Here is a 13,670-nt window from a genome sequence, read left to right as displayed (position 1 = left end):
CGGGAAATTTCCTGTCGCGCCCTTCTGTCATCTAGGCTAAAGAGACGCCAGTCTGGACCGCCCACTAGAGATGACGATGACCATTTCCAACACGATCGCGATCACGCCCGACCTCATTGCCGCCCACGGCCTGAAGCCTGATGAATACCAGCGGATTCTCGATCTGATCGGCCGCGAGCCGACCTTTACGGAACTCGGCATCTTCTCGGCGATGTGGAACGAGCACTGCTCCTACAAGTCATCCAAGAAGTGGCTGAAGACGCTGCCGACCAAGGGTCCGCGCGTCATCCAGGGACCGGGCGAAAACGCCGGCGTCGTCGATATCGATGACGGCGATGTCGTGGTGTTCAAGATGGAGAGCCACAACCACCCCTCCTACATCGAGCCCTATCAGGGTGCGGCAACCGGCGTTGGCGGCATTCTGCGCGATGTCTTCACCATGGGCGCCCGGCCGGTCGCGGCGATGAACGCGCTGCGCTTCGGCGCGCCCGATCATCCGAAGACCAGGCACCTTGTGGCCGGCGTCGTTGCCGGTGTCGGAGGCTACGGCAATTCCTTCGGTGTGCCGACCGTCGGCGGCGAAGTCGAATTCGACCCCCGCTACAACGGCAACATTCTCGTCAATGCGTTTGCCGCCGGCCTTGCCAAGTCCGACGGCATCTTCCTGTCGCAGGCCAAGGGCGTTGGCCTGCCGGTCGTCTATCTCGGTGCCAAGACCGGCCGCGATGGCGTCGGTGGCGCAACCATGGCCTCGGCCGAATTCGACGAGTCGATCGAGGAGAAACGCCCGACCGTTCAGGTCGGCGACCCCTTCACCGAAAAGTGCCTGCTGGAAGCCTGCCTTGAGCTGATGAAGACCGGCGCCGTGATCGCCATCCAGGATATGGGGGCGGCCGGCCTCACCTGCTCGGCGGTGGAAATGGGCGCCAAGGGCGACCTCGGCATCGAGCTGCACCTCGACAAGGTGCCGGTGCGCGAGGAGCGCATGACGGCCTACGAAATGATGCTGTCGGAAAGCCAGGAGCGTATGCTCATGGTGCTGGAACCCTCCAAGGAAGAGGTCGCCAAGGCGATCTTCGTCAAGTGGGGCCTGGACTTCGCGATCGTCGGCTACACCACCGACGACCTGCGTTTCCGCGTCATCCACCAGGGCGAGGAGGTCGCCAACCTGCCGATCAAGGAGCTCGGCGACGAAGCCCCGGAATACGACCGTCCCTGGCAGCCTTCCGCTGCCCGCGCGCCGCTGCCGGCCGAAAAGGTTGCGGCACCCGCCGATTACAATGAGGCCCTGCTGAAACTGGTCGGCTCCGCCAACCAGTCCAGCCGCCGCTGGGTCTACGAACAATATGACACGCTGATCCAGGGCAATTCCCTGCAGCTTCCGGGCGGCGATGCCGGCGTCGTGCGTGTCGAAGGCCATCCGACCAAGGCGCTCGCCTTCTCCTCCGATGTCACGCCGCGCTATGTCGAGGCCGATCCGGTCGAAGGCGGCAAGCAGGCGGTTGCCGAATGCTGGCGCAACATTACCGCAACCGGCGCAGAGCCGCTCGCCGCCACCGATAACCTGAATTTCGGCAATCCCGAAAAGCCGGAGATCATGGGCCAGTTTGTCGGCGCCATCCAGGGCATCGGTGAAGCATGCCGCGCGCTCGATTTCCCGATCGTCTCGGGCAATGTCTCGCTCTACAACGAGACAAACGGCATCGCGATCCTGCCCACCCCCACCATTGCCGGCGTCGGCCTGCTGCCCGACTGGTCCAAGATGGCGCGGATCGGCTCTGCAAAGGCGGGCGACGTGCTGATCATGATCGGCGGCGATGGCAGCCATCTCGGCTCGTCCGTCTATCTGCGCGACATTCTGGGCTCCACCGAGGGCCCGGCGCCGGTGGTCGATCTCGCCGCCGAGCGTCGTCACGGCGATTTCGTGCGCGGCATCATCCGCAACGGTCAGGTGACCGCCTGCCACGATATTTCCTCGGGTGGGCTTGGCGTGGCACTGGCCGAGATGTGCATGGGTGCCCGCCAGGGGGCGAAGCTGTCTCTCGCCGAAGGGCGCGGCCTGCCGCATGCCCAGTTGTTCGGTGAAGATCAGGCCCGCTACGTCATCGCAGTGCCGGCAGATCTTGCCAACTTCGTACGCGCCAGCGCCGAATCGGCTCGGGTGCCCTTCCGCACGCTTGGAACGCTGGGGGGCGAGCGTCTCGTCATCGACGAGATCATCGACGTCGCGGTTGCCGATCTCGTGGAAGCCCATGAAAGCTGGTTCCCCAGCTTTATGGCGTAAGCGCATCAGGAAGCGCTTTGACAATGGCGCGCTTTTTGGCACTCTTGCTGAAAAGCGCGTTGCGACTGACTTGAAAGGAATGACCCATGCCCATGCGCCCCGGTGACATCGAAGACATGATCAAGGCGGGGATCCCGGGTGCCAAGGTCAAGATTCGCGACCTCGCCGGCGATGGCGATCATTATGCGGCCGAAGTCGTGGCCGAAGCCTTCCGCGGCAAGACCCGCGTTCAGCAGCACCAGATGGTCTATGAGGCGCTGAAGGGCAACATGGGCGGCGTTCTGCATGCGCTGGCACTGCAGACCTCCGCGCCTGAGTGACGCGGCCCGTTCATCACGCTGGCTGGCATCACGCGATTTGATGGGTTCCAGCACGCGCAATGGCTGGAATTTGTGTAATCCCGTGTTATTTAAAGGCCCGACAGCGCCCGGACCTTGACCCCGGGCAGGAAAGGAACGGACCATGAGCGGAATTCACGACTTGATTGACAGCGAAGTGAAGGGCAACGATGTCGTTCTCTTCATGAAGGGCACCCCCCAGTTCCCGCAGTGCGGGTTCTCCGGCCAGGTGGTGCAGATCCTCGATTACCTCGGCCTCGACTACAAGGGCATCAACGTGCTCGCCGACCAGGAAATCCGCCAGGGCATCAAGGACTATTCGAACTGGCCGACGATTCCGCAGCTCTACATCAAGGGCGAATTCGTCGGCGGCTGCGACATCGTCCGCGAAATGTTCCAGTCCGGCGAATTGCAGTCGCACCTCCAGGAACAGGGTATCGCCGTTCGCGGCGCTGCCTAAGGGGCCTCTTGCCGGCTGATCCGGCATCATCGATTTCAGATCGAGGCGCCGCCATCCCGCGGCGCCTTTGCATTTTCAGGATTATTGATCGTGACATCCGTAACCAACGTGGCGGCCGCCCGGCTGAAAGGCATGGGCAAGGCTGAATTCATTGGCATGATGGCCATGCTGATGGCGCTCAACGCGCTCGCCATCGACATCATGTTGCCGGCTCTGCAACAGATTGGCGAGGCACTCCGGGTCGAGAACGTCAACGAACGCCAGTTCATCGTGTCCTCCTACCTGTTCGGCTTCGGCTTCGCACAACTGCTCTACGGCCCGATTTCGGACCGCTTCGGCCGCCGCAAGCCGATGATCTTCGGCCTGGCGCTCTATATCGTCTGTTCGTTTGCCATTGTCGCGGTTCCCTCCTTCTCCGGCCTGCTGATCCTGCGTTTCATCCAGGGGGCGGGCGCCGCTTCCACGCGCGTCGTCACCGTGTCGATCGTGCGCGACGTGTTCGGCGGCCGCGCCATGGCTGAGGTCATGTCGCTGATCATGATGGTGTTCATGATCGTGCCGATCATTGCGCCGGGCACCGGCCAGGTGATCATGCTGGGCGGCAACTGGCACATGATTTTTCTCTTCATCGGCATCATGGCGATCGCCATCCTTGTCTGGATGATGCTCCGGCTGCCGGAAACCCTTGCGCCGGAGGATGTCCGTCCGCTGACGCTGTCCTCCATCATCGACGGGTTTCGCATCGTTCTGACCAACCGCATGGCGCTGTGCTACACGATTTCCGCGACCTTCATCTTCGGGGCGCTCTTCGGTTTCATCAACTCCGCGCAGCAGGTCTATGTCGGCATCTACGGTCTCGGGCACTGGTTCCCCGTGGCCTTTGCTGCCGTCGCCGCCTTCATGTCCTTTTCTTCCTTCCTGAACTCGCGCCTGGTCGGGCGCTTCGGCATGCGCAGGCTGTCGCATGGCTCCCTGCTGGCGTTCATTGCCATCACGGCGCTCTGGCTGTTCGTCCAGCTCGTCGGCCCCCAGCCGATGCCCTTCCTGCTGTTCCTGAGCTTCTTCGGGCTTGCGATGTTCATGTTCGGCTGGATCGGCGCCAACTTCAACTCGCTTGCCATGGAGCCGCTCGGCCATGTGGCAGGCACGGCCTCCTCCGTCCTCGGCTTCATGAGCACGGTTGGCGGGGCGGCAATCGGCGCCCTTATCGGGCAGGCCTTCAACGGCACGGCGCTGCCCATGGTCGCGGGCTTCTTCTCCGTCTCGCTCGTCGGGCTCGTCTTCGTGCTGATTGCCGAAAAGGGCAAGCTCTTCCAGCCGCACAATCCGCGCGTCTGACGGCGCTCCGGTTTTAAAATACAGAAAAGCCCCGGCATCACTTCCGTTGCCGGGGCTTTTCGAATGAGGGCCCAAGGCTCTCTCAGCCGATGATTTCGTCGCGCAGCACGCGCCAGCTGTCCGGAGTTGTGGCAACGAGCAGGCCGCCGTCCAGATCGGTCGGGCGATAGGGACTGCCGTCAAAACGCGCCGCATGGCCACCGGCCTCCTGGGAGATCAGCGTTCCCGCCAGATGATCCCAGGGCATCAGCTTGTTGTACATGGCAAAATCCACATGGCCACCGGCAAGCGTGCGATATTCCTGCGCCGCACAGCGATAGCAGGCGAACATGCGCACCTTGGCGAGATTGCCAAGGATCTTCTCCCGCTGCTCGCCAAAGAAATAGCCAGCCGATGCCATGCCGATCATCGATCCCAGCGGCTTCGGTGCCGCCACCGACAGGCGGATCGCCTCGCCATCCGGCCGGCGCAGATAGGCGCCACTTCCCTTTTCCGCCATCACCCAGTCATCGCCCATCGGATCATAGATCAGGCCGGCGACCGTTTCGTTGCGGTAGACCACCGAGGCCATCACGCCGAAGGCCGGAATGCCCGAGGCAAAGTTGAAGGTACCGTCAACGGGGTCGACAATGACCGCCAGTTCCGCTTCCTTCAGCTTTGACAGCAGGGCCGGGTCGGCCGCGACCGATTCTTCGCCGATGAACAACGCCTGCGGCGCGAGCTGCTCCAGTTCCGCGCGGATCATCCGCTCGGCATTCACATCGGCCTCGGTGACGAGATCGGTCGCCTCGCTCTTGGCGCGCACGTCGCCATCGGAGAGCCTGCGAAAACGCGGCAGGATTTCGGCCTTGGCAGCACGTCTGAGAACGTCCGCCAGTGCCATCACATCAATGCTCATGGAAAACCTCAGTCTTTCGGGGAGGGAGAAAGGGAAGCGAAATCGAAAAGCTTGGGATCGAGCAGATGCGACGGGTTCACGTGGGCAAGCGCCCGCAGCATGCGGTCCTTGCGGCCCGGCATCTGCGTTTCCATCGTCGTCAACATCTGCTTCATGGCATTGCGCTGCAGCCCGTCCTGCGAACCGCACAGATCGCAGGGGATGATCGGAAACTGCAGGGCGGCGGCAAATTTCGCCAGATCCTCTTCCGCGCAATAGGCGAGCGGCCGCAGCACGAAGAGGTCGCCCTCGTCGTTCAAAAGCTTGGCCGGCATGCCGGCCAGCCGTCCGCCATGAAACAGGTTCATGAAAAAGGTTTCGAGAATGTCGTCGCGGTGATGGCCGAGCACCAGCGCATCACAGCCTTCCTCGCGTGCCACCCGGTACAGGTTGCCGCGTCTGAGTCGCGAGCAGAGCGAGCAGTAGGTGGCACCCTCCGGCACCTTTTCCTTCACCACCGAATAGGTGTCGCGGTACTCGATGCGGTGCTTGACGCCAATGCCCGTCAGGTATTCCGGCAGGATGTGCTTGGGAAAATTCGGCTGGCCCTGGTCGAGATTGCAGGCGACAAGCTCGACCGGCAGAAGCCCGCGCCACTGCAGATCCATCAGCAGCGCCAGCAGGGAATAGCTATCCTTGCCACCGGAGAGCCCGATCAGCCAGCGCGTCTGGCCCTTCAGCATGCCGAAATCGTCAATCGCCTGCCGCACCTGCCGCAGCAGGCGCTTGCGCAGCTTGTTGAAGGCGGTCGTCTGCGGCGCATGGGCAAACAGGCCGTTGAGAAAGCCATCCGCTTCCACCGGCATGTCGTCCGTCTCGTCGATCGCCACCGCCAGCGTCACGCCCTGTCCCTTCCCTTGCCAAGCACCCGTCAGGTTCATTCCGAACCCGGCAGCCCCTGGGTTTTCCTTGCTTCGTCTGTCTGGTCCGCCGTCTCTGCGGAAAAACCACGTTCCGGTCTTTCCCGACAGATACGGGCCACGTCAGCCATGCCGGCGCTCCCCGTCACGGGTTTCGCCCGGGAACCATAGAGAAGGGCCGCGCCGGTGCCCGGCCCTTGCCTCTTTCGATCAGCCCGCGATGGCGGCTGCCACCGCTTCGATGGCCTCATCAGTCTTGGCACCGTCCGGACCGCCGGCCTGCGCCATGTCCGCACGGCCGCCACCGCCCTTGCCGCCGAGGGCGACGGAAGCGACCCGCACCAGATCGACGGCGCTGAAGCGCTCCGTCAGGTCGGCCGTCACGCCGACAACCGCGCTCGCCTTGCCATCATCGCTGACGGCAATCAGCAGCACCACGCCGGAGGTCAGACCGGTCTTGGCCTCATCCACCAGACTCTTCAGGTCCTTGGCATCGACGCCGCTGACGGCCTTGCCGAGATACTTGATACCGGCAAGATCGCGCACCTCGGAAGCAGCTCCGCCCTGGGCGCCGCCCATGGCCAGCTTGCGGCGGGCATCCGCCAGTTCCTTCTCGAGCTTCTTGCGCTCGTCCATCAGTGCCTCGACGCGCGGCAGAAGTTCGGATGGCTGCACCTTGAGGACGGAGGCCAGCGCCTTCACGCGCTCGTCCTGTTCGGCAAGATAGGCGCGGGCGCCCTCGCCCGTCACGGCCTCGATGCGGCGCACACCGGAACCGACGGCGCTTTCGCCCAGCACGCGCACCAGACCGATCTCGCCGGTCGAGGCCACATGGGTGCCGCCGCACAGTTCGATCGAATAGGGTTTGCCGGCCTTGGCGCCCTCGATGCCGGTGCCCATCGAAACGACGCGCACTTCCTCGCCGTATTTTTCGCCAAACAGGGCCATGGCGCCCTCGGCAATCGCGTCATCGACGCTCATCAGACGCGTCGTGACCGGGGCATTCTGCAGGATGATGGCGTTCGCCATGTCCTCGACGCGTGCCAGTTCCTCGGCCGACATTGGCTTGGGATGGGAAACGTCGAAGCGAAGCCGCTCCGGCGAGACCAGCGAGCCCTTCTGGGCCACATGCGTGCCGAGCACCTCGCGCAGCGCCTCGTGCAGCAGGTGGGTGGCGGAATGGTTGGCGCGCAGGCGCGAACGGCGGGCATGGTCCACCGTCAGCACCACGGCATCGCCGGTCTTCAGCACACCTTCGGCAACCACCGCCGCATGCACGAACAGACCCTCGCCCTTCTTCTGGGTGTCGGTGACCGAAAGCTTCGCGCCATCGGTCGAGATCACGCCGCTATCGCCCATCTGGCCGCCCGATTCGCCGTAAAACGGCGTCTGGTTGACGACGATCTGCACCGTCTCGCCAGCCTTGGCCTCGCCGACAACCGTACCTTCGCGGACGATTGCCTGCACCACACCTTCCGCCGATTCGGTGTCATAACCCAGGAATTCGGTGGCGCCGAACTTTTCCTTCAGTTCGAACCAGACACCTTCGGTGGCCTTTTCGCCGGAACCGGCCCAGCTGGCGCGCGCTTCCGCCTTCTGCCGCTGCATGGCATCGTTGAAGCCGGTGAGGTCGACGCCGATGCCGCGGGCGCGCAGCGCATCCTGCGTGAGATCGAGCGGGAAGCCATAGGTATCGTAGAGCTTGAAGGCGGTTTCGCCGTCAAGCGAATCGCCCTTGCCAAGAGTTTCCGTCGCATCCGACAGAAGCGAAAGGCCGCGGGCGAGCGTCGTGCGGAACTTGCCTTCCTCGAGCTTCAGCGTCTCGGAAATCAGCGCCTCGGCGCGGCCAAGTTCCGGATAGGCGCGGCCCATTTCGCCGACCAGAGCCGGCAGCAGGCGGTACATCAGCGGCTCGCGCGCGCCGAGCAGCTGCATGTGGCGCATGGCGCGGCGCATGATGCGGCGCAGGACGTAACCGCGGCCTTCGTTCGACGGCAGAACGCCATCGGCAATGAGGAAAGCGGAGGAGCGCAGATGGTCGGCAATCACGCGGAAGCTTGCCGCCTGGTCACCTTCCGCCCTGGCGCCGACCACGTCTTCCGTCGCCGAGATCAGCGTCTTGAACAGGTCGGTGTCGAACACGCTGCTGACGCCCTGCAGGATGCAGGCCATGCGCTCCAGGCCCATGCCGGTGTCGATCGACGGGCGCGGCAGCGGCGTGCGCTCGCCAGGCGCCGTCTGTTCGAACTGCATGAAGACGAGGTTCCAGAATTCCAGGAAGCGGTCGCCATCCTCTTCCGGTGAGCCGGGCGGGCCGCCCCAGACATGCTCGCCCTGGTCGATGAAGATTTCCGAGCACGGGCCGCAGGGGCCGGTATCGCCCATCTGCCAGAAATTGTCGGAGGTCGGAATGCGGATGATCTTGTCGTCGGAGAAGCCGGCAATCTTCTTCCAGAGGCTCGCAGCCTCCTCGTCCTCGGCATAGACCGTCACCAGCAGGCGTTCCTTCGGCAGATCGAAGCCCTTGGTAACGAGGTTCCAGGCAAGCTCGATGGCGCGCTCCTTGAAATAGTCGCCGAACGAGAAGTTGCCGAGCATTTCGAAGAAGGTCAGGTGGCGGGCGGTATAGCCGACATTGTCGAGGTCATTGTGCTTGCCGCCGGCGCGCACGACCTTCTGCGAGGTCGAGGCGGTCGTATAGGGACGGCTCTCCAGGCCCGTAAAGACGTTCTTGAACTGCACCATGCCGGCATTGGTGAACATCAGCGTCGGGTCGTTGCGCGGCACCAGCGGACTGGACGAGACGATCTCGTGACCGTTCTTGCGGAAATAGTCGAGGAAGGTCGACCGGATTTCATTCACGCCACTCATGCAACAGCCCTTATACCCCCGCCCCAGGCGGTCCCTTCATCCAAAAACCACTGGCTTTTAACGTTCCAGCCGAACCCTGTCCAGCACGACGACAAACCGGCCGCACAACGTCTCAAGTCGTGCGGCCGGCCAAACCTGTCAGGGAAGGTGCGGGGCGCCGATCAGGCGTCCGGATCACCGTCAGCGTCATTGGCATCCGGCCCGCCATTCTGCAGGAAACGGTCAGCGATCAGGCCGGCATTCTGGCGCAGCGCCATCTCGATCTCGCGCGCCACTTCCGGATTGTCACGCAGGAAGACCTTTGCGTTTTCACGCCCCTGACCCAGCCGCTGGCTGTTGTAGGAGAACCAGGCGCCCGATTTCTCGACAATGCCGGCCTTGACGCCGAGATCGACCAGTTCGCCGGTCTTGGAGACGCCTTCGCCATACATGATGTCGAACTCGACCTGCTTGAAGGGCGGCGCCATCTTGTTCTTGACGACCTTGACGCGGGTCTGGTTGCCGACAACCTCTTCGCGCTCCTTGACGGCGCCGATGCGGCGGATGTCGAGGCGAACCGAGGCATAGAACTTCAGTGCATTGCCGCCCGTGGTCGTTTCCGGCGAACCGAACATCACGCCGATCTTCATGCGGATCTGGTTGATGAAGATCACCATGCAGTTCGAGCGGGAGATGGAGGCCGTCAGCTTGCGCAGCGCCTGGCTCATCAGGCGCGCCTGAAGGCCCGGCAGATTGTCGCCCATCTCACCTTCGATTTCGGCGCGCGGCGTCAGTGCCGCAACCGAATCGACGACCAGCACGTCAACCGCGCCAGAGCGCACCAGCGTATCGGTGATTTCCAGCGCCTGCTCACCGGTATCCGGCTGCGAGATCAGAAGATTCTGCAGATCGACGCCCAGCTTGCGGGCATAGACGGGGTCCAGCGCATGTTCGGCATCCACGAAGGCGCAGATGCCGCCCTTCTTCTGGGCTTCGGCAATGGTCTGCAGCGCCAGCGTCGTCTTGCCCGAGCTTTCCGGACCGTAGATTTCGACGATGCGGCCCTTGGGCAGGCCACCGATGCCAAGCGCGATATCGAGGCTGAGCGACCCGGTCGAGACGGTCTCGATTTCGACCACGCTCTCGTTCGCCCCGAGCTTCATGATCGAGCCCTTGCCGAAGGAGCGTTCGATCTGGGAGAGTGCCGCCTCCAGCGCCTTGCTTTTGTCCACTGTCTTTTCCTCTACGAGCCGCAATGAATTCTGTGCCATCCCATCCACCTTTAGGTTATTGCAGCCGCGTGGGCAACAAGCATCCGATGGAGATGATGTACTCTTTTTGTTCTATTTTTGCAAGAGGCAACCAAGTCCCTGAATCGCAAAAATAATTCGTTCTGTGTTCTCCAGACGTTCCGCACGGTTTGATCCACGCCGAAGTCCCGGAATTTCCTCGGATTTCCGAAGATCGGCAGAGGCTGCCTTCAATCCTTCCGGTCGAGCATTTCCCTGACCGCCACGGCCAGCTGCTTCAGCGAGAAGGGTTTCGGCAGGAAGCCGAACTTCGCATCCGCCGGCAGGTTTCGGGCAAAGGCATCCTCCGCGTAACCGGACACGAAGATGAATTTCAGGTCCGGATAGGTCTTGCGCAGTTCGCGCAGCAGCGAGGGGCCATCCATTTCCGGCATCACAACGTCGGAGACGACGATGTCCACCTTGCCGTCCAGTTCCTGCATGATGTCGAGCGCTTCCGTGCCGGAGCCTGCCTCATGCACGGTATAGCCGCGCGTTTCGAGCATGCGCTTGCCGCCACGCCGCACCGCCTCCTCGTCTTCGACCAGCAGCACGACAGCGGAATTGCCGGTCAGATCGACATCCTGCGAGGCGGGTGCCGTGTCGGCGGCCGCGGCCTGCGGCAGGCTGTGACTGTCGGCCGGCTGTGCCGCGGGCGCCGCTTCGACCACCGGCTTCACCTCCGGCACATGGCGCGGCAGGAAGACGCGGAAGGTCGTGCCCTTGCCCACTTCCGATTCGGGGTAGATGTAACCGCCGGACTGTTTCACGATGCCATAGACCATCGACAGCCCGAGACCGGTGCCCTTGCCCACCTCCTTGGTGGTGAAGAAGGGTTCGAAGATCTTGTCCATGATGTCCGGCGCAATGCCGGTGCCGGTATCCGCCACCTCGACCATCACGAAATCCTCGGCCGGCAACCGGGCACTCGGGAAGGCTGCGGCCTCTTCGGCCGTCACATTGCGGGTGCGGATGCGAATCTCGCCGCCGCCCGGCATGGCGTCGCGGGCATTGACGCACAGATTGATCAGCACCTGCTCGAACTGGGAAAGATCGGTACGCACCGGCCAGAGGTCGCGTCCGTAATCCACCTCCAGCTTCACATTGGTGCCGGAGATCAGCCGGTCGACCAGCATGCGCAGATCGCCCACCACGTCCGTCAGGTTCAGCACCACCGGCCGCATGGTCTGCTTGCGCGAGAAGGCCAGCAACTGCCGCACCAGAACCGCGGCGCGGTTGGCGTTGCGCTTGATCTCCATCAGGTCGGCGAAGCTCGCATCGGAGGGGCGCGCCTGCAGCAGCAGATGGTCGGAGGAGAGCAGGATGGCGGTCAGCACATTGTTGAAATCATGTGCGATGCCACCGGCCAGCGTGCCGACCGCATTCATCTTCTGCGTCTGGGCCATCTGGGTTTCCAGCGCCTTCTGCTCGGTGGTCTCGACCGCATAGACGATCGCCACTTCTTCCGGCGCCTCGTCGCTTTCGTCGATCACCGCATTGACGTAGAAGCGCACGTGACGGCTGTCATCGGCCGGATGGCGGCAGTCGATGGGCGCGATATCGCCCTGCCGGTCCTTGGCGGCGCCCAGCGCCCGCTCCAGATCGGCCCGTGCGCTGTCGTGCACGATGACGTCCAGCGACACGCCCGAATCGATATCGTCACGCGAGACGACGCCGGAGAAGAGGCGCAGGAACGGCGCATTGATGCGCAGGATCTTGCCGTCACCGCCGATCGAGGCAATCGCCATGGGCGTGTTGTTGAAGAAGCGGGTAAAGCGCATGGCAGACGCCGACTGGTCGCCACCCTCGGCACGCGAGCGCGCCAGCACGACGGTCCGGCTTTCGCCTGGCGCCCCGTCACGCATGGAGGAAACGCAATGCACCAGCCGCACCGGCAGGCTCTGGCCGTTGCTGCGGCGCAGATCGAGATCCAGCGTCTCCGTGCGTTTCTGGCCAGGGCCGGCCTGCACGGACTGGATGAGCGCCATGCCCTCGCCCGCCACCATGTCCGACATGGTCATCGAACCCGGCACGAATTTGGTCAGATCAAGCCCCAGCCATTCGGCAAGCGTCGCGTTGAGATAGAAGACCTCGCCCTTCTTGCCGGCGGAGAAGAAGCCGACAGGGGCGTGATCCAGATAGTCGATGGCGTTCTGGAGTTCGCGGAAGAAGCGCTCCTGCTCCTCCCGCTCGGAGGTGATATCGGCGATCTGCCAGACATCGAGCGGCGCCGGCAGAAGCGGCGAGACGAGAATGCGGGCCTTCAGGCGATACCAGTGGGCACCGGCGCCATTGGAAGAGCCGCGTCCGAGCGGCTTCAGCAGGCGGAATTCCTCGTGCCCGCCACGGCCGTCGCGAAGGGCAGTCGTCAGCCGGTAGAGCGCTTCCGTCGCTTCGCTGTTCTTGGAAAGAAGTGCTTCCAGCGACTGCGCATTGCTTGCCTTTGTGGCACCGGTCAGCCGGCCATAGGCAGCATTGGCATAGAGAATGCGGCCGCGCCGGTCGGTCACCAGAATGCCGTCGGGATGGCCCGCGAGATAGCTTGCGGCAAAATCGTCGGAGCGTGACTGCGGCATCACCTCGACGAAGCCGATCATCGAGGAGACGATGAAGAAGATGCCGACCATGGCGAGAATGCCGAGCACGCCCAGCACGATCTCATTGTCCATCACGTCCTTGAACAGCACGAAGGCGATCGACACGCCGACCAGCACCAGCGCCAGAAGAAGCAGGCGCAGCACGGTGCCGCCGCGCGTTCCCCGGTCCACCAGGGGCGCGTCATAGCCGCCGATCGGTTGCGATTTCGTCATCACACCTCGCATTTCGACCGGTTACTGAACGTCACGGCCATGGAATCGGTCCATTGCTCTTCCATAGCAATTTGCGGACCGGCCAAAAAGCGCTTGGGATCAGAAACCCGTTGAAGACATTCACAATCCTATTGCCGAGCGCCGGTTTGCATCCATATCTGCGATGCAACATGGAGCCGTCCGGCCGGATCGGCAACCACTCCTATGCAGGCTCTGGCTTGCGGCGGACTTGCGACTTGCCTAACCTCAACCGGCGCCCGGCACGCTTGCGCCGCGCCTCGGGTGCCGGCAGGCTTCGGTCGGGCACAAAAACGGCATAAGTGGCTGCGACAGGATGCGCGGTCGCCAACCAGACAGGGAGATGCATGCATGGTCGATGATCTGATGGGAGCCTATGGCGACCGACTGGTCCTTGCCGTGGCGGGTGTGGCGCTGGCGCTGCTGGTGCTCGTCCTCATCCTGTGGCTGGTCAGGCGCCGCAGCGGCCCCGCAGGAAGGGCGCGG

9 protein-coding genes are annotated in these 13,670 nt (G+C 63.3%); 4 read left to right on the top strand and 5 right to left on the bottom strand.

The features are described from left to right. Window positions 1-76 precede the first annotated feature (76 nt). The 4 genes from purL to FNA46_RS02790 all read left to right on the top strand — a co-directional run bounded on the left by purL (window position 77) and on the right by FNA46_RS02790 (window position 4,420). Window positions 77-2,284: a phosphoribosylformylglycinamidine synthase subunit PurL gene (gene purL / locus FNA46_RS02805; protein WP_142880824.1), complete on the top strand. Its 2,208-nt coding sequence runs from the start codon at window positions 77-79 to the stop codon at window positions 2,282-2,284. An 86-nt stretch (window positions 2,285-2,370) separates the two neighbouring features. Beyond that, window positions 2,371-2,604, top strand: a complete 234-nt coding sequence (locus tag FNA46_RS02800; RefSeq protein ID WP_142880823.1) for a BolA/IbaG family iron-sulfur metabolism protein — start codon at window positions 2,371-2,373, stop codon at window positions 2,602-2,604. A 142-nt stretch (window positions 2,605-2,746) separates the two neighbouring features. Next, complete coding sequence (grxD, locus tag FNA46_RS02795) at window positions 2,747-3,082, top strand: Grx4 family monothiol glutaredoxin (RefSeq protein ID WP_142880822.1); 336 nt, start codon at window positions 2,747-2,749, stop codon at window positions 3,080-3,082. A gap of 132 nt (window positions 3,083-3,214) precedes the next feature. Further along, entirely contained in the window at window positions 3,215-4,420 is a 1,206-nt protein-coding gene (locus FNA46_RS02790; protein WP_142880959.1) for a multidrug effflux MFS transporter, read from the top strand. Between the two features lie 82 nt (window positions 4,421-4,502). Here FNA46_RS02790 and FNA46_RS02785 read toward each other — a convergent pair whose 3' ends face one another. From FNA46_RS02785 to cckA, 5 genes are all read right to left on the bottom strand, one after another. Then, a complete protein-coding gene (locus tag FNA46_RS02785; RefSeq protein WP_142880821.1) occupies window positions 4,503-5,318 on the bottom strand; it encodes an inositol monophosphatase family protein in 816 nt (271 codons plus the stop codon). A gap of 8 nt (window positions 5,319-5,326) precedes the next feature. Next, the gene (gene ttcA, locus FNA46_RS02780; protein WP_425468660.1) at window positions 5,327-6,163 is read right to left on the bottom strand and encodes a tRNA 2-thiocytidine(32) synthetase TtcA; all 837 of its coding nucleotides are present in this window, start codon (window positions 6,161-6,163) and stop codon (window positions 5,327-5,329) included. Window positions 6,164-6,427: 264 nt separating this feature from the next. Continuing rightward, window positions 6,428-9,088: an alanine--tRNA ligase gene (gene alaS / locus FNA46_RS02775; protein WP_142880819.1), complete on the bottom strand. Its 2,661-nt coding sequence runs from the start codon at window positions 9,086-9,088 to the stop codon at window positions 6,428-6,430. 161 nt (window positions 9,089-9,249) lie between these two features. Further along, window positions 9,250-10,338 (bottom strand): recombinase RecA, encoded by a 1,089-nt coding sequence (recA, locus tag FNA46_RS02770; RefSeq protein ID WP_142880818.1) that lies wholly within the window; start codon window positions 10,336-10,338, stop codon window positions 9,250-9,252. Between the two features lie 209 nt (window positions 10,339-10,547). Beyond that, the gene (gene cckA, locus FNA46_RS02765; RefSeq protein ID WP_142880817.1) at window positions 10,548-13,166 is read right to left on the bottom strand and encodes a cell cycle histidine kinase CckA; all 2,619 of its coding nucleotides are present in this window, start codon (window positions 13,164-13,166) and stop codon (window positions 10,548-10,550) included. Between the last annotated feature and the right edge of the window lie 504 nt (window positions 13,167-13,670).

Origin of the sequence: Affinirhizobium straminoryzae (assembly GCF_007004135.1) — a bacterium.
GTDB classification, from domain to species: Bacteria; Pseudomonadota; Alphaproteobacteria; order Rhizobiales; family Rhizobiaceae; genus Neorhizobium; species Neorhizobium straminoryzae.
This window is presented reverse-complemented; position numbering and strand designations above follow the sequence as displayed.

Coding starts and splice junctions, on each gene's coding strand:
- recA (WP_142880818.1), bottom strand. CDS start 10,338: ATGGCACAGAATTCATTGCGGCTCGTAGAGGAAAAGACAGTGGACAAA.
- alaS (WP_142880819.1), bottom strand. CDS start 9,088: ATGAGTGGCGTGAATGAAATCCGGTCGACCTTCCTCGACTATTTCCGC.
- ttcA (WP_425468660.1), bottom strand. CDS start 6,163: ATGCCGGTGGAAGCGGATGGCTTTCTCAACGGCCTGTTTGCCCATGCG.
- FNA46_RS02790 (WP_142880959.1), top strand. CDS start 3,215: ATGGGCAAGGCTGAATTCATTGGCATGATGGCCATGCTGATGGCGCTC.
- cckA (WP_142880817.1), bottom strand. CDS start 13,166: ATGACGAAATCGCAACCGATCGGCGGCTATGACGCGCCCCTGGTGGAC.
- FNA46_RS02800 (WP_142880823.1), top strand. CDS start 2,371: ATGCCCATGCGCCCCGGTGACATCGAAGACATGATCAAGGCGGGGATC.
- purL (WP_142880824.1), top strand. CDS start 77: ATGACCATTTCCAACACGATCGCGATCACGCCCGACCTCATTGCCGCC.
- FNA46_RS02785 (WP_142880821.1), bottom strand. CDS start 5,318: ATGAGCATTGATGTGATGGCACTGGCGGACGTTCTCAGACGTGCTGCC.
- grxD (WP_142880822.1), top strand. CDS start 2,747: ATGAGCGGAATTCACGACTTGATTGACAGCGAAGTGAAGGGCAACGAT.